General features: G+C 58.2%; 20 protein-coding genes. 8 read left to right on the top strand and 12 right to left on the bottom strand.

Annotated elements, in window-relative coordinates:
* Positions 1-42 precede the first annotated feature (42 nt).
* Genes DXH95_RS05595 through DXH95_RS05605 form a run of 3 tightly spaced genes read left to right on the top strand, consistent with a single transcriptional unit; the run spans position 43 to position 2,983 of the window.
* Positions 43-1,146: an Rv3169 family protein gene (locus DXH95_RS05595; RefSeq protein ID WP_115548415.1), complete on the top strand. Its 1,104-nt coding sequence runs from the start codon at positions 43-45 to the stop codon at positions 1,144-1,146.
* A complete protein-coding gene (locus tag DXH95_RS05600; protein WP_115548416.1) occupies positions 1,143-2,219 on the top strand; it encodes a phosphotransferase family protein in 1,077 nt (358 codons plus the stop codon). Before DXH95_RS05595 ends, DXH95_RS05600 begins: the two co-directional genes overlap by 4 nt.
* Positions 2,216-2,983: a cyclase family protein gene (locus tag DXH95_RS05605; protein WP_115548417.1), complete on the top strand. Its 768-nt coding sequence runs from the start codon at positions 2,216-2,218 to the stop codon at positions 2,981-2,983. Before DXH95_RS05600 ends, DXH95_RS05605 begins: the two co-directional genes overlap by 4 nt.
* Here DXH95_RS05605 and DXH95_RS05610 read toward each other — a convergent pair.
* Entirely contained in the window at positions 2,980-3,384 is a 405-nt protein-coding gene (locus tag DXH95_RS05610) for an MAPEG family protein (protein WP_115548418.1), read from the bottom strand. The genes DXH95_RS05605 and DXH95_RS05610 overlap by 4 nt on opposite strands.
* A gap of 132 nt (positions 3,385-3,516) precedes the next feature.
* Between DXH95_RS05610 and DXH95_RS05615 the strand changes: the two genes are divergently transcribed.
* On the top strand, positions 3,517-4,893 hold the full coding sequence (locus DXH95_RS05615) for a peptide MFS transporter (protein ID WP_115548419.1): 1,377 nt from the start codon (positions 3,517-3,519) through the stop codon (positions 4,891-4,893).
* An 18-nt stretch (positions 4,894-4,911) separates the two neighbouring features.
* On the opposite strand, the gene DXH95_RS05620 is transcribed toward DXH95_RS05615, so the two are convergent.
* The 8 genes from DXH95_RS05620 to DXH95_RS05655 are packed head-to-tail and all read right to left on the bottom strand — an operon-like array spanning position 4,912 to position 13,737.
* Positions 4,912-6,918, bottom strand: coding sequence for an acetyl-CoA carboxylase biotin carboxylase subunit (locus tag DXH95_RS05620; protein ID WP_115548420.1), 2,007 nt, complete (start codon positions 6,916-6,918; stop codon positions 4,912-4,914).
* An 8-nt stretch (positions 6,919-6,926) separates the two neighbouring features.
* Complete coding sequence (bioB, locus tag DXH95_RS05625; protein WP_181883583.1) at positions 6,927-7,934, bottom strand: biotin synthase BioB; 1,008 nt, start codon at positions 7,932-7,934, stop codon at positions 6,927-6,929.
* Entirely contained in the window at positions 7,931-10,063 is a 2,133-nt protein-coding gene (scpA, locus tag DXH95_RS05630) for a methylmalonyl-CoA mutase (protein ID WP_115549421.1), read from the bottom strand. The genes bioB and scpA overlap by 4 nt, the downstream gene beginning before the upstream one ends.
* 11 nt (positions 10,064-10,074) lie before the next feature.
* On the bottom strand, positions 10,075-10,686 hold the full coding sequence (locus tag DXH95_RS05635; protein WP_115548422.1) for a glutathione S-transferase family protein: 612 nt from the start codon (positions 10,684-10,686) through the stop codon (positions 10,075-10,077).
* Positions 10,686-11,471 carry an enoyl-CoA hydratase-related protein gene (locus DXH95_RS05640; RefSeq protein WP_115548423.1) on the bottom strand — a complete coding sequence of 262 codons (786 nt, stop codon included), beginning with the start codon at positions 11,469-11,471 and terminating at the stop codon, positions 10,686-10,688. Before DXH95_RS05640 ends, DXH95_RS05635 begins: the two co-directional genes overlap by 1 nt.
* Before the next feature lie 26 nt (positions 11,472-11,497).
* On the bottom strand, positions 11,498-11,938 hold the full coding sequence (gene mce, locus DXH95_RS05645; RefSeq protein ID WP_115548424.1) for a methylmalonyl-CoA epimerase: 441 nt from the start codon (positions 11,936-11,938) through the stop codon (positions 11,498-11,500).
* A complete protein-coding gene (locus DXH95_RS05650) occupies positions 11,935-12,195 on the bottom strand; it encodes a hypothetical protein (RefSeq protein WP_115548425.1) in 261 nt (86 codons plus the stop codon). The genes mce and DXH95_RS05650 overlap by 4 nt, the downstream gene beginning before the upstream one ends.
* Before the next feature lie 9 nt (positions 12,196-12,204).
* Positions 12,205-13,737, bottom strand: a complete 1,533-nt coding sequence (locus DXH95_RS05655) for an acyl-CoA carboxylase subunit beta (protein WP_115548426.1) — start codon at positions 13,735-13,737, stop codon at positions 12,205-12,207.
* 129 nt (positions 13,738-13,866) lie between these two features.
* Here DXH95_RS05655 and DXH95_RS05660 point away from each other — a divergent pair, with 129 nt between their 5' ends.
* Positions 13,867-15,270, top strand: a complete 1,404-nt coding sequence (locus DXH95_RS05660; RefSeq protein ID WP_115549422.1) for a helix-turn-helix domain-containing protein — start codon at positions 13,867-13,869, stop codon at positions 15,268-15,270.
* 87 nt (positions 15,271-15,357) lie between these two features.
* Here DXH95_RS05660 and DXH95_RS05665 read toward each other — a convergent pair whose 3' ends face one another.
* The 3 genes from DXH95_RS05665 to pgi all read right to left on the bottom strand — a co-directional run bounded on the left by DXH95_RS05665 (position 15,358) and on the right by pgi (position 19,353).
* Entirely contained in the window at positions 15,358-16,374 is a 1,017-nt protein-coding gene (locus tag DXH95_RS05665; RefSeq protein ID WP_115548427.1) for an NAD-dependent epimerase/dehydratase family protein, read from the bottom strand.
* 55 nt (positions 16,375-16,429) lie between these two features.
* Positions 16,430-17,773 carry a glutathione-disulfide reductase gene (gorA, locus tag DXH95_RS05670; protein WP_115548428.1) on the bottom strand — a complete coding sequence of 448 codons (1,344 nt, stop codon included), beginning with the start codon at positions 17,771-17,773 and terminating at the stop codon, positions 16,430-16,432.
* A gap of 83 nt (positions 17,774-17,856) precedes the next feature.
* The gene (gene pgi / locus DXH95_RS05675; protein ID WP_115548429.1) at positions 17,857-19,353 is read right to left on the bottom strand and encodes a glucose-6-phosphate isomerase; all 1,497 of its coding nucleotides are present in this window, start codon (positions 19,351-19,353) and stop codon (positions 17,857-17,859) included.
* Between the two features lie 85 nt (positions 19,354-19,438).
* Here pgi and lepB point away from each other — a divergent pair, with 85 nt between their 5' ends.
* From lepB to era, 3 genes are read left to right on the top strand one after another with little or no spacing between them, the layout of a single operon-like run.
* A complete protein-coding gene (lepB, locus tag DXH95_RS05680; RefSeq protein ID WP_115548430.1) occupies positions 19,439-20,326 on the top strand; it encodes a signal peptidase I in 888 nt (295 codons plus the stop codon).
* Entirely contained in the window at positions 20,323-20,991 is a 669-nt protein-coding gene (rnc, locus tag DXH95_RS05685; RefSeq protein WP_115548431.1) for a ribonuclease III, read from the top strand. Before lepB ends, rnc begins: the two co-directional genes overlap by 4 nt.
* Positions 20,988-21,881 carry a GTPase Era gene (gene era / locus DXH95_RS05690; RefSeq protein WP_115548432.1) on the top strand — a complete coding sequence of 298 codons (894 nt, stop codon included), beginning with the start codon at positions 20,988-20,990 and terminating at the stop codon, positions 21,879-21,881. The genes rnc and era overlap by 4 nt, the downstream gene beginning before the upstream one ends.
* Positions 21,882-21,888 lie beyond the last annotated feature (7 nt).

Consider the following 21,888-nt stretch of genomic DNA (forward strand, 5'->3'; position numbering starts at 1 on the left):
CGAGCGATTAACAACTTGCAGGAGAGAGTTGAGGAGAGAGAGATGCTGACCAAAGGCGATGAATACCCGATCCACCAGACGGCTGAGCCAATTGCCTTTTCAGGCACCGACCGCAACTTTTACGACCGCTTCTTTTTCTGCGGCTATCGCCCTGATGGGTCGGGCTATTTCGGTGCAGCCTTTGGCGTATATCCGCACTTGAATATCGCCGATGCGCATTTCTCGATCATCAAGGATGGTACGCAACACTGCATCCATGCCTCTCGCATATTGGGTTTCGAACGGATGGACATGCATTGCGGGCCGATCCGCATAGAGGTTGTCGAGCCGCTCAAGACGGTGCGTCTCATTGTTGACAATCATGAGGGCATTTCAGCGGATTTGACCTTCGAAGTCCGCTCTGCGCCGATTCAGGAGCCGCGATTCACCCGCCGCAACGGTTCGCGGATGATGATGGATCTCACCCGTTTCACCGTGAACTGCCATGTTTCGGGCTGGGTCGAAGTCGATGGCAAGCGCGAAGCCTATGAAGGGGCCTTTGGCACGCGCGACCGGAGCTGGGGCGTGCGTCCGATCGGTGCAGCCGACCCGCAACCAACCATCCCCGCGACGATGCCGCAATTTTACTGGCTTTGGGCACCTACCAACTTCCCCAACCTGTCGCTCTACGCCCATGTAAACGAGGATGAAAAGGGAGAAGCCTGGAACCGCCGCGCAACACTGATGATGGACGGAGCCAATCAGGAAGGCGGAATGCATTTCCATGACGACCGCTTCACAATGAATTGGGCGGCGGGCAAACGCCATGCGACATCCGCAAGACTCGACGTTCGTGATGATGGCGGGCGCAATCATGTTGTAACTTGGGAGCCAATCGATACCTTCATGATGAAGGGTATCGGCTATGGCCATAGCGAATGGGTACATGGTGGTTTCAAGGGAGAACTGGCGGTTGAACGTGAAGACTTCCGCCCTGCCGATCTCGATCCGCTGCTCATGCCACACCTCCATATCCAGCACGTCGCCATCGCGCGGCATGAAGGCGGTGGCGCGAGTTCGGAAGGTATTGGCATTGTCGAGCAACTGGTTTTCGGTCCGCACGGCCCAAGCGGTTTCAAAGGGCTGAACGATGGGGCGGGCGCATGAGCCTGCCGGTCCTGTCGCGTGACGAGATTACTGCAGAGTGGCTGACAGCCATGCTGCGTGGCAAAGGCCATGATGTAGCGATCGCATCGATCGAAGCCAAGGCCATCGGCACTGGTCAGGTAGGTGCCACCTATCGCATCGCCTTGAACTTTGATGCAAATCCCGACGGTTTTCCGCCAACAATCGTCGCCAAGCTGCCGTCCAATGATGAGTTGAGCCGGACGACGGGCAAATCACACCTGACCTATCTACGCGAGAGCCGGTTCTACCAGACATTTGCAGGCAAAAAGCCGATGGCAGTGCCCGACCATCTATACATCGCCTTCGATGAAGACAGCCATGCTTTCACGCTGATCATGCATGATCTGCCCAATCATGTGCAGGGCAACCAGTTGGGCGAACCGAGTCGCGAGGAAGCTTTGCTTGCAGTCGATGCCGCAGCCAGCATCCATGCGGCATGGTGGGGCGATCCAATGCTCGATACGCTCGACTGGCCTAACGGTACCAAGGCGGTGCCGCCGCAACTCGACAGCGATGTCCTATTCGGCATGTTCTGGCCAGCATTTTGCGACCGCTATGGCGATCGCGTAAATGCAAACATGCGCACAGTTGGCGAGGCCTTTCTCGGCAAGCTCAACGCCAATTACGACACCCGCCAAAGCCCGCGCTGCCTGACCCATAACGATTTCAGGCCAGACAATATGCTTTTCAATGTCGGTGATCCGGTTAAACCAATCGTGATCGTTGACTGGCAAACAACCGGCGTGGGCATCGGTGTCGGAGATATTGCCTATTACACCGGCACCGCCTTCGATGCGGGGCATCGTCGTGACATAGAAGAGGAATTGCTCGCTCGCTACAAAGCGCAGCTGATTTCACGCGGCGTGCCGGAGCCCGACCTCGAACATATTCACGACGATTATTGCCGTTCTGCAGTAGCGGGCTTCCTGATGGGGGTAACCGCGGCGATGGTGGTTGAACGCACTGATCGTGGCGACGACATGTTCCTCGCCATGGCCCGCCGTTCGGCGGCGATGGTGCTTGACCATGGCGCCAAGGCGCTGCCGCAATGACGCGATTTGTCGATCTTTCGATACCGATTACCAATGATGTGGTTTCGGACCCCCCGGTCATGCGTCCTCAGATAACCTATATGACCCATGAGAATACATGGGAGCAGATCGCGATGTTTTTCCCGGGCCTGACGCGGGAAGACCTCCCCGATGGTGAAGGCTGGGCGGTCGAAAGCCTGACGCTGAGCACGCACAACGGCACGCATATGGATGCGCCTTGGCATTTCCATTCGACCACCGACAGCGGCGCCTCCCCTGCCCCGTCTATTGACGAAGCACCACTCGACCTGTTCTTCCGCCCCGGCGTAAAGCTCGACTTTTCGAACAAGCCGCACGGCCATGTGGTGAGCGCCACCGAAGTCGAGGAGGAATTGGCGCGCATTGGCTATGAGCTGCAACCGCTCGATATCGTGCTGGTCCAGTCGGGCGCGGTCTACGGCACCGACAATTTCACCGATCAAGGCTGCGGCATGGGTGCTGAAGCGACGCTGTACTTGACCGAGCGCGGCGTGCAGGTGGTTGGAACCGACGCCTGGAGCTGGGACGCCCCGTTCAGCCACACCGCCAGACGCTGGGCCGAAACGCGTGATCCGTCCATCATCTGGGAAGGCCATAAGGCCGGACGCATTCGGCCATATTACCAGATCGAAAAGCTGACCAACTTAGCCTCGCTCCCGCCTTTCGGTTGGAAATTGAGCTGCTTTCCAGTCAAGATCGAACGCGCAAGCGCCGGTTGGATTAGGGCTGTCGCGCTGATTGACTAGAGATTTTGCGTAACAAGCAAATAAAGCGTCCACCCGCTCAGTGCAGCCAGCGTCAGCCATGTAATGATGACGCCCAGCGAGCGGGGCAGCGGCGGCTTAGTGCTCGCGGGTAAATACAGACCCCAAATGTGCATGACCCGGCCAAAGAGGAACAGCGCGCCGATCCCCATCAGGCCTAAATGCCAGGCGTGCGCGAGTTCGAGGAACGCGAGCAACAGGATGACTATCGGCGCATGTTCGGCGAGATTGCCGTGGCTGCGGCTGGCACTGATAAGCTTGGCATCGCCCCCATCGCCGAATGCCGCCTGAGCACGGATACGTTGGCGGACTGTATCGATTGCGGTGAGCAGAAGGAGCAGCGCACAAATGGCTGCAACAAAAGCGGTAACCGGAACTGGCATGTAATTCTCTCCCCCTGATGTACGGCGCAGCTTAACCGCTAATGCCGCCAACGCCAATCATCGAAATTTACTGGCAAACGCCTGACGAAACGATATGGCGGGGGAAAGAATATTACTCGGGGGAGTTACAGAATGACCATTGCCGAAGCGACGCCCGAAATTGATCTGATCGACAAATCTGATCGTGCCTTTCTCGGTCATCCCAAGGGGTTGGGCTATCTGGCCTTTGTCGAGGGCTGCGAGCGGTTTTCCTATTATTCGATGCAGACCTTACTCGTACTCTACATGGTCAAATATCTGCTGCTGCCGGAAAATGCTGCGGGGGTAATCGGTCTCGACTGGATGAAGAGTTGGTACGGCCTTGACGGTCAGCCTTTGGCGTCCAAGCTGTTCGGTGATTACACTTCGCTGGTCTATCTGACGCCCATAGCCGGCGGCCTGATTGCCGACCGCTGGCTGGGCCGGCGCACGACGCTGATCCTCGGCGGGCTGTTCATGACGCTGGGCCATTTCCTGATGGCGTTTGAAAGCAGCTTCCTGTTCGCGCTGATGGCGCTGATCGTCGGTGTCGGCCTTTTCAAGGGTAATATCGCCAGCCAGGTCGGCGAATTGTACAAGCCTGAAGACCTGCGCCGCGCAATGGCGTTCCAGATTTTCTATATCGCGATCAATGTCAGTGTGATCGCTGCCCCCTTGGTGGCGGGCACATTGGGTGAACGCGTGGGCTGGCATTGGGGCTTTGGTACGGCGGGCATCGTGATGGTCATCGGCCTGATTTTATACATCATGGCCGGGCCATGGCTGCCCGCTGACAATCGCCCGGCAAAGAAAGACGCGTTGAGCACCGCCAAGGAACCGCTGACACGTCAGGATTGGCTGCGGATTGTTGCGGTGGTTGCGCTGGTGCCGGTATTGGCCGTGGCGCTGCTCACCAACCAGCAGATTTTCAACGCCTATCTAGTCTGGGCTGATACACAGTTCCAGCTTACCTTTTTTGGCCAGACGCTGCCCACCAGCTGGATGATCACCATCGATGCTATCGCCAGTTTCTCGATGCTGGCAGCGGTCGCAGCCTTTTATGTCTGGTACGGCAAGCACCGGCAGGAGCCCGATGAACTGGGCAAGATGATCATCGGCAGCTTCTTCACCATCGCGGGTGGGATGTGTCTCTATATGGCGGCAGCAACGCAGGGCGATGGCAAGATCGGGCTGTTCTGGCCGTTGTTATTCCACATCTTCAACAGCATCGGTTTCGCGCACATCCTGCCGGTAAGTCTGGCGTTCTTCACCAAGCTGGCACCGCGCGCGCTCAACGCGACGATCATCGGCATCTATTATCTGTCTTTCTTCGCCGCAAACAAGATCGTCGGCGAAGTGGGCACATGGTATGAAACAATGGCGACGCCGACTTTCTGGTTGTTCCATGTCGGAACGGCAGCGGTTGGCCTCGTCGCGTTTGTTATCTACAAATTGTTTCTGGCCAACCGCCTGCTGGGTTCAGCCCATTGAGCTGAACCCAGTCGTTGGTTACTCCATTTCTAGGATGATCGCGTCCACCGCCAGGCTGTCTCCAGCCTTGGCGTTGACCGATTTGACGACGCCGGCTTTTTCGGCACGCAGGATGTTCTCCATCTTCATCGCTTCAACAATCGCCAGCGGTTGACCTGCCTCCACCTTGTCGCCTGCCTCAACGTTCACGGCGGTGATCAGTCCGGGCATCGGGCAGATGAGATATTTGGAAAGATCGGGCGGAATCTTTTCGATCATGTGCTTCGAGAGCGGCGCGACATGCTCAGGTAGACATACCACGCTGTGGCTTGCGCCGCGTGTTGTCATCTTGAAGCCCGAACCCGATTTGGTGACCTTGACGGCAAGGCTTTCGCCATCGGCAACGGCATGCACCATACGCGCGCCAGGGACATAGTCGGTCTGCAGTTCCATCTTCTGACCGTCGACGGTGACCTGCCCGTTGTGGACGATGACGTCGTGCCGCTGCTTATCGACCGAAACCAGCCAGTTGCGGATCGCGGGCAGATTGTCGCCCAATTGTCCGTCAATGTGTCGCGCACGTTCCGAAGTACTGGTAGCGACTACGCCGGCAATCGCGCATAGCTTACGGATCAGGTCTTCCGATGCCGGAGCACCTGCAAAGCCATCGGGATACTCTTCCGCGATAAAGCCCGTCGTCAACTCGCCCGAGCGGAAGCGCGGGTGCTGCATGATTGCCGAGACGAAATCGATATTGTGGCCCAACCCTTCGAGCTCGAAACGGTCGAGCGCGGCAACCTGCTTGTCGGCGGCTTCGTCGCGGGTTTTGCCCCAGGTGATGAGCTTGGCGATCATCGGGTCGTAGAACATGCTGACTTCGCCACCATCGGCGACGCCATCGTCTACGCGCACGCCATCGACGCCGCGTATATCCCCTGCCCAACCCGGCACCGGTGGATTATAGCGCACGATGCGCCCGGTGGACGGCAGGAAGCCGCGATAGGGATCTTCGGCATAGACCCGGTTCTCGATTGCCCAGCCATCGATCTTGATGTCGTCCTGCGTCATGGCAAGCTTTTCGCCATAGGCGACGCGGATCATCTGTTCGACCAGGTCGATACCGGTGATGCACTCCGTGACCGGATGCTCCACCTGCAGGCGGGTGTTCATTTCGAGGAAGTAGAAGCTCTCGCCTGTCGGATCAGCACCGGAAACAATCAGTTCGACCGTTCCGGCAGAATAATAGCCCACCGCGCGCGCAAGCGCGACGCATTGCTCGCCCATCGCCTTGCGCATCTTCGGCGTGACAAAGGGCGATGGCGCTTCCTCGACCACCTTCTGGTGGCGGCGCTGGATGCTGCATTCGCGTTCGTTGAGATAGAGAATATTGCCATGCTTATCGCCCAAAATCTGGATCTCGATATGGCGCGGATTGAGAATGAATTTCTCGATGAACACGCGATCGTCGCCGAATGAGTTCAGCCCTTCGCGCTTTACGGCGTCAAAGCCCTCGCGCACATCCTTCTCGTCATAGGCAAGCCGCATGCCCTTGCCACCGCCGCCAGCAGAGGCCTTCATCATCACCGGATAGCCGATCTCGTTCGAGATGCGCACCGCATGTTCGGTGTCCTCAATCTCGCCGACGAAACCGGGAACGACGTTTACGCCCGCTTCCATCGCCAATTTCTTGGATTCGATCTTGTCGCCCATCGCGGCAATCGCGTTCACCGGCGGGCCGATAAAGGCGATGCCCTCTGCGGCCAGCGCCTCGGCAAAGCTGGTGCGCTCTGAAAGGAAACCATAGCCCGGATGCACCGCTTCCGCGCCGGTTGCCTTGCACGCCTGAATGATCTTCTCGGCGATCAGGTAAGACTGCGCAGCAGGCGAAGGCCCGATATGCACCGCCTCATCGGCATCGAGCACAAAGGGCGCGCGCGCATCGGCATCCGAATAGACCGCAACCGTCTGGATACCCATGCGACGAGCGGTTTTGATAACCCGGCGTGCGATTTCACCACGGTTGGCTATGAGGATTTTCTTGAACATGCTTGTTCCTATTCAGCTGCTTCCAGAACCTTGCACGCACGCAAAGGTTCCTCAGATTCCATTGGTTTAAGGCCGAGCTTCGCCATCAACGCCGCATCCTTGTCATCACCGGCATTCGCGGCTGTCAGCAGCTTGTCGCCGGTGAAAATGCTGTTCGCGCCCGCCATGAAGCACAAGGCCTGCGTCGCCTCGCTCATGCTCTCGCGGCCTGCGCTCAGGCGGACCATGCTCATCGGCATCGTGATCCGCGCGACGGCGATGGTGCGGACGAACTCGATGTCGTCGATCTTGGCCAGCGGCGTATCGGCAAGCATATCGCCCAGCACGGTGCCCTTTACTGGCACCAGAGCGTTTACCGGCACGCTTTCGGGATGCTGTTCCAACGTCGCCAGCGTGTGGATGAAGCCCACGCGGTCTGCGCGCGTTTCACCCATGCCGACTATCCCCCCGCTGCACACATTTATGCCCGCCTTGCGGACATGATCGAGTGTGTCGAGCCGATCCTGCATCGTGCGCGTGGTGATGATCTCGTTATAGCGTTCGGGCGAAGTATCGATATTGTGGTTGTAATAATCGAGGCCCGCCTCGGCGAGCATTTCGGCCTGTTTGGGCGTCAGCATGCCCAGCGTCATGCAGGTTTCCATACCCATGGCGCGGACCGATTTCACAATCTCGACAATCGCCGGCATGTCGCGATCCTTGGGGTTGCGCCAGGCGGCACCCATGCAGAACCGTTTGCTGCCCGCATCGGCGGCCTGCGCGGCCTTTTGCAGCACCTGCTGCACTTCCATCAGCTTGGTTGCCTCGACGCCGCTATCGGCCTTCACCGACTGGCTGCAATAGCCGCAATCTTCCGGGCACCCGCCGGTCTTGATCGAAAGCAAGGTACAAAGCTGGATCTGCCCCACGGCATGATGCGCGCGGTGCACGGTCGCGGCCTGAAAGACCAGCTCGTCAAATGGCAGGTCGAACAGCGCAGCGATCTCTTCGCGCGTCCAATCGGTGCGAACGGTCACGCAGCTTCTCCCAATGGCGGCATGTTATGGCCGAGGAGGGTCAGTACGTCGGCAGCACATTCAACGACATTGCTGCCCGGGCCGTAAATGCCCTGCACGCCTGCATCGCGCAGGAAATCATAATCCTGCGGCGGGATAACGCCGCCCGCGATCACCTTGATATCGCTCCGCCCATTTTCACGCAGGCGGTTGATCAGTTCGGGGATCAGCGTCTTGTGCCCAGCGGCAAGGCTCGATGCGCCGACGATGTCGACATTTTCGCTCAGCGCCAGCACCACGGTTTCTTCGGGTGTCTGGAACAGCGGGCCGGAGACGACGTCAAAACCCATATCGGCAAAGGCCGAGGCGATGACATTCGCCCCGCGATCGTGACCGTCCTGCCCCATTTTCGCAACGAGCAGTTTGGGTTTGCGGCCAAGGCGGCGCTCTACGGCGACAACACCCTCCAGCACCTGATTGTAGCGAGCATCGCCATCATAGGCCGCGCCATAGACGCCCTTTACCGGCGTTGGCGTTGTTCCATAGCGTCCAAAGGCCGCTTCCATGGCATCGGAAATCTCACCAAGCGAAGCGCGATGGCGTGCGGCCTCGACCGCCAGTTCAAGGAGGTTCCCCTTGCCCTTCGCACCTTCGGCCAACGCTGCGAGCGCAGCGCGACATTTCGCCTCGTCACGCGTCTCGCGCATCTTTTTCAGGCGGGCAATCTGGCCTTCGCGAACCGCGTGGTTATCCACCTCCAGCGTTTCGAGTTGGTCTTCGCTGGCAAGCCGGTATTTGTTGACGCCGACGATGACGTCTTCGCCCCGGTCGACGCGAGCCTGACGGGCAGCAGCCGCCTCCTCAATCATCGCCTTGGGCCAGCCAGCGGCAACCGCCTTCGCCATGCCGCCTTCGTTTTCGACGCGCTCGATAATCTCCCAAGCCTTGTCGACCAGTTCCTGCGTCAGCGCCTCGATATAATAGCTGCCACCCAGCGGATCGACGACATTGCACATTCCCGTCTCTTCCTGGATCACGATCTGCGTGTTGCGCGCGATGCGGGCGGAGAAATCGGTGGGCAGCGCAATCGCTTCGTCCAGCGCGTTGGTGTGCAGCGACTGGGTGCCGCCGAGCATCGCGGCCATCGCCTCGATCGTGGTACGGATGACGTTGTTGTAGGGGTCCTGCTCCTGCAGCGACACGCCCGACGTCTGGCAGTGGGTGCGCAGCATTTTGGAGCGCTCATCCTGCGCACCAAGCTTGGTCATCACGCGGTGCCAAAGCACACGGGCAGCGCGCAGCTTGGCTACTTCCATGAAGAAATTCATGCCGATGGCGAAGAAGAAGCTCAAGCGCCCAGCGAACTTGTCGATATCGAGGCCGCTGGCGACGCCATATTTCACATATTCCATGCCGTCGGCGATGGTGAAGGCGAGTTCCTGAACCTGCGTCGCCCCGGCCTCCTGCATGTGATAGCCGGAAATCGAGATTGAGTTGAACTTGGGCATATTTGCCGAGGTGTAGGCAAAAATGTCCGAGATGATCCGCATGCTTGGTTCGGGCGGATAAATGTAGGTGTTGCGGACCATGAACTCTTTGAGGATGTCGTTCTGGATGGTGCCGTCGAGCTGTTCGGTCGGAACGCCCTGCTCCTGCCCGGCAACGATGAAGAAGGCGAGGATCGGGATGACCGCGCCGTTCATCGTCATCGACACCGACATCTGGTCGAGCGGGATGCCGTCGAAGAGGATTTTCATATCCTCGACACTGTCGATCGCCACACCCGCCTTGCCGACATCGCCGACCACCCGCGGATGATCGCTGTCATAGCCGCGGTGGGTCGCGAGGTCGAAGGCGACCGACAGGCCCTTCTGCCCTGCCGCAAGGTTGCGACGGTAGAATGCGTTAGATTCCTCTGCGGTTGAAAAGCCTGCATATTGGCGGATCGTCCATGGGCGACCGGCATACATTGACGCGCGGACGCCGCGAGTGAATGGCGCGAAACCAGGCAGGCCCGGATCAGCCGTCACATCTTCCGCGGTATAGAGCGGCTTGACGTCAATGCCTTCGGGCGTGTGCCAGGTCAGGCCCTTGCCCTTCACCTCTTTTGCGGCGGCGGTCTGCCAATCGGATAGGCTGTTCTTACTCATCTCTACACCATTCAAGCTGCGGCGCTGGGCCGGGCGGATACGCGCGCATACCATGCACGCAGGGAAACTAGGTCGTCCGACATGGCAATACCAACGAACCCGGCGAAATCGACGGTGGTCAGCAGCAATATGTCGGCAATCGTATATTGGTCAGCGGCCAGAAACTCGCGGCCATGCAGCGCGCTATCGAAGAAGCGCAGTGCTTCGTCCACGCGCGGGCGGTTGGATTCACCCCATTCCGCATTGCGGCCCGGCAGCCGTGCGGTGAACGGATGGGTATGCACCCAGACTGCGCCGACCGGAGGCATCAGGATCATTTCGACCCGGCGGCTCCACATTTCGATCAGGGCCTGCTCGCGCGGATCGCGCCCGAACAAGGGGAGCTCCGGATGCAGTCCTTCCAGGTAGCGGCAGATGGCGACGCTTTCGGAAATCACCGTGCCGTCGTCCAATTGCAGAGCAGGGGTTTGCCCACGCGGGTTCAACGCCAGAAATTCGTCCGACTTATGCTCGCGATCAGGAATAGAGAGATCACGCGTCGGTAGCGTGATCCCCTTTTCCGCCGCGAAGATGCGGACCCGGCGCGGATTAGGTGCCGGATTCGGGCTGTTGAAAAACAGCATTACTTGCCCTTGAACTCGGGCTTACGCTTTTGCAGGAAAGCGAGGCCGCCTTCCGCTGCATCCTCACTGCTGCCTGCAATCCGCTGCCCTTCTGCTTCGGCAAGAAGCTGTTCGGCGTAGCTGTTTTCCATTGCTGTCAGGATGTTCTTGCGCATCACAGCATAGGAAACGGTCGGTCCATTGGCGAGCCGTGTTGCCAGAGCTCGGGCTTCGGTCAACAGGTCCGCGTCCTCGACGCATTTATAGATCATGCCCCAATCTTCGGCCTTCTCGGCGCTGATTTTTTCGCCAAGCATCATCATTTCGGTCGCACGCGCCTTGCCGATCATGCGCGGCAGCATCCAAGACGCGCCGCCATCGGGGACGAGGCCGATATTTACGAACGCCTGAAGAAAATAGCCCGATTTGCCCGCAATCACGAAATCTCCGCACAGACCAATCGAACAGCCCACGCCCGCAGCCGCGCCATTGACTGCCGTGATGATCGGCATGTTCAATCGCGCCAGATTGATCATCAGCGGGTTATAATGGCGGGTGAGTGCAATATAGCTTCCCTCGCCGCCGGAAATTGAGCTGCTACCACGTGCAGACAAGTCTGCCCCCGAGCAAAACCCACGACCAGCACCTGTGATAATCAGGCACCGCGCATCTCCCAAATCGGCCGACAATGCGTCGTTAATTTCCCCGGCCATAGCGAGGCTGCAAGCGTTCATCCGTTCCGGGCGGTTGAGGGTGATGGTTGCAATCTTGTCCGCCACTTCGACGGTGATGGTTTCGTAGGTCATATTCTCTCCGTTTCCTCTCTCAAATTTCAATGCGCCTCTTTGGGCGTCTCCATAATCTCGGTCAGCACCCCACCCATGTCGCGCGGATGCACAAAGAAGATCAGCGTGCCGTGCGCGCCAATGCGCGGCTCGCCGAGCACGCGCTTGCCCATCGCCTCAAACTCGGCCTTGGCGGCGTGGATATCGGGCACTTCGTAGCACATATGATGCTGCCCGCCCTGCGGGTTCTTTTCAAGGAAGCCCGCGATGCTGGTGTTGCCCGGCAGCGGCTCGATCAGCTCGATCTGCGTGCCGTTGAGCGCACCATCCGCACCCGGTGTATCGACAAAGCAGACCTTCACACCTTGATCGGGTAGGTCGAAAGGATCATGGATTTTTGTCGCACCCATGACGTCGCGGTAGAACACGATGCTGTCCGCTATTGAAGGCGTTGCGACGCCAATGTGGTTTAGACGGCCTAGTTTCATAATTGCATTCCCATTAGCTGCAAGATGGCCGAAAGAACACATAAGCCAGCAAAGAGCCAAGCAACGACTCCCATTGCTTTCTTCCATGCGATAGCAGCACCAAAGCCCAGCTCATCTCTCAAAACTGGCTTCGGCTCTTTAGCTTCGACCCAATCTTTCGGAATTTCGCCGCGCTGTTTCCACTGCTCTCCCTGTCGCCAAAGGCCAAGCCCAAGAAGACCAAACAAAACAGCTCCACAGATCGCAACAATGACCACAGTTTTGTCCTACAACGGAATATTGTCATGCTTCTTCCACGGGTTCTCCAACTGCTTGTTGCGCAGTTTGCGAAGGCCCAGCGCGATCCGGCGCCGCGTGGAATGCGGGTGGATCACCTCGTCGATAAAGCCCTTGCTCGCCGCAACGAAGGGGTTGGCGAAGCGGTCTTCATATTCTTTGGTGCGCTCGGCAATCTTTTCGGGATCGCCAATGTCGCTGCGGAAGATGATTTCCACCGCGCCCTTCGCGCCCATCACCGCGATTTCGGCGGTCGGCCAGGCATAGTTTAGATCACCGCGCAGATGCTTTGACGCCATCACGTCGTAAGCGCCGCCATAGGCCTTGCGGGTGATAACGGTGATTTTGGGCACAGTCGCTTCGGCATAGGCGAAGAGCAGCTTCGCGCCATGCTTGATGATGCCATTATATTCCTGCGCAGTGCCGGGCAGGAAACCGGGAACATCGACAAAGGTGATGATCGGAATTTCGAATGCATCGCAGAAGCGGACGAAACGCCCAGCCTTGCGGCTGCTGTTGATGTCCAGAACGCCCGCCAGCACCATAGGCTGATTGGCGACAATGCCGACAGTGCAGCCTTCGACGCGGCCAAAGCCGATCACGATATTGCCCGCATGCCCCGGCTGCACTTCGAAGAACTCGCCTTCATCGACCACCTTGGCGATCAGTTCCTTCATATCATAAGGCTGGTTCGCATTGGGCGGGATCAGCGTGTCGAGGCTGTTTTCGATGCGATCCCATGGATCATTGGTGGGCCGTTCAGGAACGCCGCTGCGGTTATTCTCGGGCAGATAGTCAAAGAAATCTCGCACCGCGAGCAGCGCCTCGATGTCATTTTCAAACGCATTGTCGGCAACGCCTGATTTGGTGGTGTGCGTTGTGGCCCCGCCCAGCTCTTCTTGCGTGACAACTTCGTTGGTCACCGTCTTCACCACATCAGGACCGGTGACGAACATGTAGCTGCTGTCTTTGACCATGAAGATGAAGTCGGTCATCGCAGGGCTGTACACCGCACCGCCCGCGCACGGCCCCATGATCAGGCTGATCTGCGGGATGACGCCCGAGGCGAGCGTATTGCGCTGGAACACCTCGGCATATCCGCCGAGCGAAGCCACGCCTTCCTGGATACGTGCGCCGCCGCTGTCGTTGAGGCCGATGACAGGCGCACCCACCTTCATCGCCATATCCATCACCTTGCACATTTTCTGCGCAAAGCGTTCGGAGAGCGAGCCGCCGAAAACGGTGAAATCCTGGCTGAAGACATAGACGAGGCGACCGTTGATCGTGCCGCTTCCGGTGACCACGCCGTCGCCAGGGATCTTCTGTTCCTCCATCCCGAAATCGGTACAGTTATGTTCGACATACATGTCGATCTCTTCAAAACTGCCTTCGTCGAGCAAAATATCCAACCGCTCGCGCGCTGTCAGACGACCCTTGGCGTGCTGCGCATCAATGCGCTTCTGCCCACCACCCAACATGGCCTGCGCGCGGCGCTTCTCCATTTCGGCGATATTTGCGGACATATGTTCCCCCGAAAATTCAGCAAAGATGTTGCACAACCCGAAATTAGCGGGCTTGTCCAATGTGAAATTGCAAAGTTGCAAAGTCACACTTTGCAAAGTAGTAAAGCGCCTGCAATCTGGAGATCAGCCATGTCCAAGCGCAGGATTTTTGCGGGTGATAAACTGAAGACGTTGCGCGCCGAACGCGGTCTTAGACAAGCGGAAATGGCCGAACGGCTTGGGATTTCCGTATCCTATCTATCGCAAATCGAACATGACGACCGCCCGCTGACCCCTGCCTTGCTCGAAACGCTGGCGCGCGACTTCCCGCTCGACTGGGATGTCGATGAGGACGATGCTGCTACGCGCCGATTTGCAGCCTTGCGCGAGGCAGCGGCGGATCCGCTATTTCCCAACCCGCTTTCGCCGGACCAGTTGGCCCGTATTGCCGAGCAGCAACCGGCACTGGCGGACCAGTTTGTGGCCTTACATCAAGCCTATCTCCACGCAGGGCAGAGGCTGCAAATCGTCGACGAGGCGCTATCGAGCGACAATGCCGGTGGCTCACGCCTGCCATGGGAAGAAGTGCGCGACTGGTTCCACAATTCGGGCAATTATGTCGACATCCTCGACCGCGCGGCGGAAGCACTGGGGGACAAGTTGCGTGGCGCTCAGCTGACGCCGGCGATCGAGGGTCTCGAACTTTATCTGCGGAACGCTCTGTCGATCTCCTTGCTCTATTCACACAATGCTGGCCTTCGCGATTTTGACCCGCAGATGGGGCATCTAGTGATAGATCAAAGCCAACCCGCCGAAAGCCGCCGTTTCCAGTTGGCACACCAATTGGCCGCGATGGCTCTACGTGATGAAATCAGCCAGGTTGTGGAAGGCGCAAAGCTCCGCACCCCCGCCTCGCGCCAATTGCTCTCCATCGGCCTTGCCAATTATGCCGCAGGGGCGATCCTCATGCCCTATCGGCGCTTCCGTGAAGAGGCGCGCGCGGTACGGCACGACATCGATCGGCTCTGCCAGGCCTTCAGTGTCAGTTTCGAACAGGCCTGCCACCGGCTGTCCACGCTCCAGCGCCCCAATGCGCGCGGCGTGCCCTTCTTCTTTTGCCGTGTCGACATGGCGGGAAATATCACCAAGCGGCACAGCGCCACGCGCTTGCAGTTCGCGCGCTTTGGCGGCGCCTGCCCTTTGTGGATTGTGCACGAAGCCGTCGCCATCCCCGACCGCATTCTAGTCCAGCTAGCGGAGACCCCCGATGGTGTGCGCTATGTCTCAATGGCCAAGGGACTGGTCAAGCCGTCTGGCAGTTATGACCGCGCACCTCGCCGCTATGCCGTCGCGCTGGGTTGCGAAATCGATCATGCGCGTGAGTTCATTTATGCGGATGGCCTCGACCTCACCGGACGCAACGCCACCCAGATCGGCATCAGTTGCCGCCTCTGCCCCCGCCCCGATTGCGATCAACGCGCCTTCCCGCCGAGCGACCGCGAAATCATCGTCGATCCAGACCGGCGGAGTGTCGTGCCTTACAGCATTCAATGACACCGTAGCCCTGAGCTTGTCGAAGGGCGCCTTTCAGTCAGCCGTGCTTCGACAGGCTCAGCACTACGGTGTTAGAACTCGATTGCGTCAGCTCTTTACCAAGCCAAGCCTGATAATGTCGCGCGCAGTATCGAGGATGCTCGCTTTGGGGTCGCGTGTCTGCCAGCCCAGCACGTCCTTCGCATGCTGTGCCGATGTATCGCGGACATTATCCAGTTCGCCCACAATCTGTCGAATCAACGGATCGAACAAAGCTGATATTCGAACAAGGAAATTGGGCAGTCGGCGCGTGGGCACTTTCTTGCCATCTGGCCCCAGCCCTTCTTTCAAAATAGCTGCCACCTCACGCATCCACAGAAATGGGCCTGCGGCAACAAAGCGTTCGCCCGCCATATTCGCGGCGGTCAGGCAGCGGACATGCAAGTCCGCCACGTCGCGCACATCGACGACCGAGAAGCCGAGATTAGGCAGGCCCGGAAGCGACCCATCGAGCAATTTCTTGATAGCCTCCAGCGAGGTCGAGAAATCGGCAGCAAATAATGGGCCGAGCACCAGCGACGGGTTGACCGTCACATATTCCATGTCCGGCGCATTCGCCGCAACCCAATCGCGCGCGGCGCGCTCCGCAATGGTCTTGGATTTCACATAGGCATAGGCGTCGGGGCTGTTGACGTCTGTCCAGTCAGCCTCGGTAAAATGCTGTTTGGCCTTGCCATGCCCGTAAGCGATCGCTGCAACCGACGATGTCATGACAAAGCGCTTTATGCCCGCTGCGTGCGCAAAACGCAGCGCGCGCAATGCCCCTTCACGCGCGGGAACGATCAGTTCGTCGTCGCTCTTGGGTTTATTCGCTGGAAGTGGTGAGGCGACATGTGCGACGTGGGTGCAACCGGCCATGGCTTCGGCCCAGCCCTCATCGCTCATCAGGTCTGCGGCAAAGAATTTGAGCTTGCTGTTATCAACATTCAGCCAGCCCCGCACCTCGGCTTCGCGGTCCAGATTGCGGATACTGGTGTTGACTGACCAGCCCTCTGCAATCAGCTGACGGATAAGGAAGCCAGCGATATAACCGCTGCCGCCTGATACAAATACCTGTCCTGCCATGCCTATTCTCCTCTTTGCGGAGAATTAGCAGTAAGGTTGCAATTCGCAACCAGTCTTATTTCATCAGGACCAGCTCTTCGGCCATGCTCGGGTGCAAAGCGACAGTATCATCAAAGGCCTGCTTGGTGAGGCCTGCCTTTACGGCGATTGCCGCCGCCTGCAGGATTTCGGCGCTATCCGGCCCAATCAGATGCAGGCCCACCACCTTGTCTGTCGCACCATCGACGATCATCTTGTAGAGCGCGCGCTCATTACGATCGGCAAGGACGTTTTTCATCGCGCGGAAATCGCTCTTGTACACCCTGACGTCGCTAAGCTGCGCCCGCGCCTCTTCTTCTGTCATGCCAACTCCAGCAATCGGCGGATTGGAGAACACCGCGGTCGGAATGGCGCCATAATCGATGGTGCGCGGATTGTTTCCGAAAACCGTATCGGCAAAGGCATGGCCTTCGCGGATGGCGACCGGTGTCAACTGCACTCGATTTGTGACATCGCCGACCGCATAGATGCCGGACACATTGGTGCGGTTATATTCGTCGACGATCACCGCGCCATCCTTATCGAGCTCCACGCCGACGGCTTCAAGCCCCAGATTCATGGTCTTGGGTATACGCCCGATCGCGAAAAGCACCACATCTGCTTCGACATCGCTTCCGTCCCCGCTTTCGACCAACAGCGACCCATCTGTTTGCTTGCGGATCGCGGGGCATTTGAAGTTGAACCGGATATCGATGCCCTTTTCGCGGCTGATACCCACAAGCTTATCGACAATTTCCTGATCGTAACTGCGCAGCATCTTGTCGCCGCGCGTCACCAGAGTGACTTCCACGCCCAGTTCATTGAAGATGCCGGCAAATTCATTGGCGATATATCCTGCCCCGGCAATCACCGCGCGTTTTGGAAGCTTGTCGAGGTGGAACACTTCGTTCGAAGTGATGCCATATTCCGCACCCGGTATATCCGGGATTGAGGGCCACGCGCCGGTCGCGATCAGAATATTGGCCGCGCTGACTTCGGTTCCATCTGCCAGGCGGATCAAGTTGGGCCCAGCAATTACCGCGCGCTGGCGGAATATCTCCACCTTCGCATTGCCCAGCGTTTGTCCGTACAGCCCTTCAAGCCGGTCGACCTCAGACGCGACATTATCGCGCAAGGTCGGCCAATCGAAGGTTGCGCCTTTGGTGTTCCAGCCAAAACGTTTTGCATCTGCCAAATCCTCGGCAAAATGAGAGCCATAGACCAGCAGCTTCTTGGGCACACATCCGCGGATTACACAAGTTCCGCCGACGCGATACTCCTCCGCCACCGCCACACGTGCACCATGCGACGAAGCAATTCGGGCCGCACGGACGCCGCCTGAGCCAGCGCCGATGACAAACAGGTCAAAATCAAATGCCATATCTCATTCCTTTGCCCGCCAGATGGCGATGCCTTGGCCGAAATGCCAATCGAAAATGCTGTTCATTGATAAAGCGCAGATTGTTACAAACCGGCCGCCGCGATCAACGCGCTGGTCGATGGATCAAAACCGGCTGGTCCGTTTTCAGATATGCCGCGGGCGATTTCCTTGCCCAATTCCACCCCGAACTGGTCGAACGGATTGATACCCAGCAGCACCGCATTGGCAAAGGTACGATGCTCATAAAAGGCAATCAGTGCGCCTACCGTAGACGGCGTGACGTCATCCATCAGGATCGTTGTCGAAGGCCGGTTGCCGACATAGCTGCGCGCCTTGTCTGCACTGTCACGCCCGCGCATCAACGCGGCACCTTGGGCGAAGCAGTTGATCAGTAATGTTTCGTGGTGCGCCGGATCGAAATCATGTCCCGGTGTCTTGCTCGCGATAAATTCGACCGGAATTGTGTGCGTGCCCTGATGCAGCAACTGGAACACTGCATGCTGGGCATCTGTCCCCACCCCGCCCCAGGTCACCGGTGCGCTTTCGCGCCCGAGTGGCTGGCCATCAGCGGTAACCGACTTGCCGTTGGATTCCATCTCAAGCTGCTGCAGATAATCCGGCAACAAGCGTAAGCGCTCGTCATAAGCAAACACCGCACGCGTCTGGCATTTGCGAACCTGCGCATAAAAGAGATCGGCGAAGGCAGCCAATATCGGCGCATTTTGAGCGAGTGTCGCTGTGCGGAAGTGGCGATCCATTTCCGCCGCACCTTCCAGAAGCTCTTCGAAAGCCGACCAACCCAACGCAGCAGCAACCGGAAAGCCGATCGAGCACCACAGCGAATATCGCCCACCCACGCTTTCGGCGAAGGGCAGGATGCGACTCTGGTCAACACCCCATTCCATCGCCTTGTCGGGTGCCGCGGTCAGCGCGATTACTTGTCCATAGGGGTCTTCAACCCCGCCATCGCGCAGCCATTCGAGCGCGCTTTCGGCGTTCATCAGTGTCTCGGTTGTTGTGAAGGTTTTGGAGGCGACAGCAACCAATGTCGCTTTCGGGTCCATATCCTTGACGGCTTCGGCCAATGCGGTCGCATCAACGTTGGAAACGACCTTGGTGTCAAACCGCAATCCATCGCGACCCAGAGCGTCGATCAATAATTTAGGCCCCAGCGCCGAACCGCCAATGCCAATGTGGAGGATGTGCTTGATCTCGCCAAACGCCCCAGCCTCGATCACGTCGATCAAGCCGCGCATCCGGTTTTGCAATGCCTTTGCCTGCGCAACATCGTCTACCGAACCACTGCCACGCTCGGCTATGTGGGTTGCAGCTCGTCCTTCCGTAAGGTTGACGACGGCGCCTGAAAACAGACGGTCGCGTGCACCATCCAGGTCCATCGTTGCTGCCAGTTCAGAAAATGCCGCGATCAAGCCCGCGTCGAGGTGCGTTTTGGAAAAATCAAACCGCAAACCTGACTGCGAAATCGTCATTCCATCGACGCGCTGCGCATCCTCATCGAACAAAGCTTCCAGCTGCTTCAATAAGATGTTTTCGATTGCGGCCCAGTTGTTGGCGGTCATGGCATTTCCTTGGCAGGGAGAATCTCGGCACTGGCCAATAGCGCGGACGCTCATTAGAAGGCCAGAGCCGTATGGCGCCAAAACCATGAAATCGAATGTCGGGGCATCGCAATTGACTGAAACCACCCAAACCGAAACGGCAGGTGTTGAGAAAAACAGCGCTTCCGAATGGCGCGAATATGGATTGTTCCTGCTGAAATTGGCGGCAATCGTATTGATATTCCGCAGTTTCATCTTTGCGCCGTTTAATATTCCTTCGGAATCTATGCACCCGCGACTGCTGATAGGTGACTATCTGCTGGTCTCGAAATGGCCCTATGGCATTTCGCGATACAGTTTCCCGCTGTCACTTCCGTTATTCGAAGGCCGGATTTTCGGCAGCCTGCCCGAACGCGGCGACGTCGTAGTGGTGCACGCACCGGGCGATGCCAATGTCGATTATATCAAGCGGGTGATCGGCCTGCCGGGCGATGTTGTGCAAATGCGCGCCGGAACGCTGGAGATCAACGGCAAGCCCGCAAAGAAAGTCCGCGTCGGCGATTTTGTGACGCCCGTGACGCAGGGCATGCGCGATGCGGCTGCACTGGAAGGGACTGAATTTCCATGCTGGAAACCGCAATATGAAGAGTCCGCCAAGGGCGGCGGCACGCAATGCCGCTATCCGCAATATCGCGAAACATTGCCCGAAGGAAAAAGTTACCTCTCGCTCGATATCGAACCTTATCAAAAAGGCGACGACACCGAAGCCAAGATGGTACCAGAAGGCCAATTGTTACTGATGGGCGACAATCGTGACCGTAGCGCCGATAGCCGCTATCCGGCTGATGGCGTTTGGATCGGGCTGGTTCCGACCGAAAATCTGGTCGGACGTGCGCAGTTCGTCGTCTTCTCGACCGATGGTTCAGCCCGTTGGCTGCTGCCCTGGACCTGGTTTTCGGCCGCCCGCTGGGATCGCATCGGTGAGGGTTTCTGACTTTGTCCGATGTTTCAAAATGGCTTGAAGAGGTTATCGGCGCAGCGCCGACCGACCCGAAACTGTTCGAACAAGCCCTGACGCATGGTAGCACCGGCGAAGCGCATTACCAGCGACTTGAATTTCTGGGCGACCGCGTTCTCGGATTGGTGGCGGCTTCGATGCTGTTCCAACGCTTCCCCGAAGAACCGGAAGGGCGGCTTTCGCATCGGCTGAATGCGCTGGTGTCAGGAGCCACCTGCGCCGAAGTTGCGCGCGAAATCGGCTTGCAGGCGCATATGCGGCTTGGCAAGCAAGCGCGCGACGATGGCGCCAAGGAAAGCGACTATGTTCTGGGCGACATGGTCGAGGCGCTGATTGGGGCTATCTATCTCGACCTGGGTCTTGATCGGGCACGCAGCTTTATCGAACGCTATTGGCGGCCGCTGCTTGAATCCGCAAAAGCCGCCCCGAAGCATCCCAAATCTGCGCTGCAGGAATGGAGTGCGGCCCATAACCGTAAAGTACCGGTTTATGAGGTGACTTCGAAGGAAGGTCCTCCGCACGCAATGCGTTTCGAAGTGACCGTGACGGTAAAAGGCTTCGAACCAGTTTCGGCAACCGCAAACAGCAAACAGGCGGCCGAAACTGCGGCCGCAAAGGCATTTCTGGAGAAAAACACATGACGAAGCGCTGCGGCCATGTCGCCGTCATCGGCGCGCCCAATGCGGGTAAATCGACTTTGGTCAACGCATTGGTCGGCCAGAAGGTGGCCATTGTCAGTCCCAAGGCTCAGACCACGCGTACGCGCCTTATGGGTATTGCTATCGAGGGGGATGCGCAGATCATCCTGGTCGACACCCCTGGAATTTTCGCACCCAACCGTCGGCTCGACCGTGCAATGGTTGCCGCTGCGTGGGAAGGCGCATCCGATGCTGACTTGATTTTGGCTGTTGTCGATGGACGGGCTGGTGCAGGCCCCAAGGTCGAGAAGATCATCGAGGGACTGGTCAACCGGCCAGAACGCAAATGGCTTATCCTCAACAAGGTCGACATTGCAGCCAAGGAAAAGCTGTTGGCATTGACCGAAAAACTGCTGAAACTCTGCGCTTTCGAGCAGATTTACTACATAAGTGCAGCTACGGCGGACGGCTTGGCGGAACTGAAAGCCGCGATTGGCGCAGCAATGCCCGAAAGCGACTGGCATTTCCCCGAAGACCAGGTTTCGGACGCGTCCGAACGCATGGCTGCGGCCGAAATCACCCGCGAGCAGCTGTACCTGCAACTGCATGACGAACTGCCTTATGCGAGCACAGTTGAAACCGAAAAATATTCGGAGCGTCCCGATGGCAGCGTCGAAATTTACCAACAAATCTTCGTCGAACGCGAAAGCCAGCGCGCAATTGTGCTCGGCAAGGGCGGTAGCCGGATCAAGGCGATCGGTGCCGCCGCGCGTAAGGAGATTTCAGACCTGATGGGCGTGCCCGTCCACCTCTACCTCCACATAAAAGTGAAGGCCGGGTGGGACGAAGATCGCTCGGTTTACCGCGACATGGGGCTGGATTGGGTGGAATAGCCCCGCG

The sequence above is a fragment of the Sphingorhabdus pulchriflava genome, from assembly GCF_003367235.1.
In the GTDB taxonomy this organism is placed as follows: Bacteria; Pseudomonadota; Alphaproteobacteria; order Sphingomonadales; family Sphingomonadaceae; genus Sphingorhabdus_B; species Sphingorhabdus_B pulchriflava.

Excerpts from the sequence above, each read along its gene's own strand:
- DXH95_RS05595 (WP_115548415.1), top strand. The coding sequence starts at position 43 with ATGCTGACCAAAGGCGATGAATACCCGATCCACCAGACGGCTGAGCCA.
- DXH95_RS05600 (WP_115548416.1), top strand. The coding sequence starts at position 1,143 with ATGAGCCTGCCGGTCCTGTCGCGTGACGAGATTACTGCAGAGTGGCTG.
- DXH95_RS05605 (WP_115548417.1), top strand. The coding sequence starts at position 2,216 with ATGACGCGATTTGTCGATCTTTCGATACCGATTACCAATGATGTGGTT.
- DXH95_RS05610 (WP_115548418.1), bottom strand. The coding sequence starts at position 3,384 with ATGCCAGTTCCGGTTACCGCTTTTGTTGCAGCCATTTGTGCGCTGCTC.
- DXH95_RS05615 (WP_115548419.1), top strand. The coding sequence starts at position 3,517 with ATGACCATTGCCGAAGCGACGCCCGAAATTGATCTGATCGACAAATCT.
- DXH95_RS05620 (WP_115548420.1), bottom strand. The coding sequence starts at position 6,918 with ATGTTCAAGAAAATCCTCATAGCCAACCGTGGTGAAATCGCACGCCGG.
- scpA (WP_115549421.1), bottom strand. The coding sequence starts at position 10,063 with ATGAGTAAGAACAGCCTATCCGATTGGCAGACCGCCGCCGCAAAAGAG.
- DXH95_RS05635 (WP_115548422.1), bottom strand. The coding sequence starts at position 10,686 with ATGCTGTTTTTCAACAGCCCGAATCCGGCACCTAATCCGCGCCGGGTC.
- DXH95_RS05640 (WP_115548423.1), bottom strand. The coding sequence starts at position 11,471 with ATGACCTACGAAACCATCACCGTCGAAGTGGCGGACAAGATTGCAACC.
- mce (WP_115548424.1), bottom strand. The coding sequence starts at position 11,938 with ATGAAACTAGGCCGTCTAAACCACATTGGCGTCGCAACGCCTTCAATA.
- DXH95_RS05655 (WP_115548426.1), bottom strand. The coding sequence starts at position 13,737 with ATGTCCGCAAATATCGCCGAAATGGAGAAGCGCCGCGCGCAGGCCATG.
- DXH95_RS05660 (WP_115549422.1), top strand. The coding sequence starts at position 13,867 with ATGTCCAAGCGCAGGATTTTTGCGGGTGATAAACTGAAGACGTTGCGC.
- DXH95_RS05665 (WP_115548427.1), bottom strand. The coding sequence starts at position 16,374 with ATGGCAGGACAGGTATTTGTATCAGGCGGCAGCGGTTATATCGCTGGC.
- gorA (WP_115548428.1), bottom strand. The coding sequence starts at position 17,773 with ATGGCATTTGATTTTGACCTGTTTGTCATCGGCGCTGGCTCAGGCGGC.
- pgi (WP_115548429.1), bottom strand. The coding sequence starts at position 19,353 with ATGACCGCCAACAACTGGGCCGCAATCGAAAACATCTTATTGAAGCAG.
- lepB (WP_115548430.1), top strand. The coding sequence starts at position 19,439 with ATGAAATCGAATGTCGGGGCATCGCAATTGACTGAAACCACCCAAACC.
- era (WP_115548432.1), top strand. The coding sequence starts at position 20,988 with ATGACGAAGCGCTGCGGCCATGTCGCCGTCATCGGCGCGCCCAATGCG.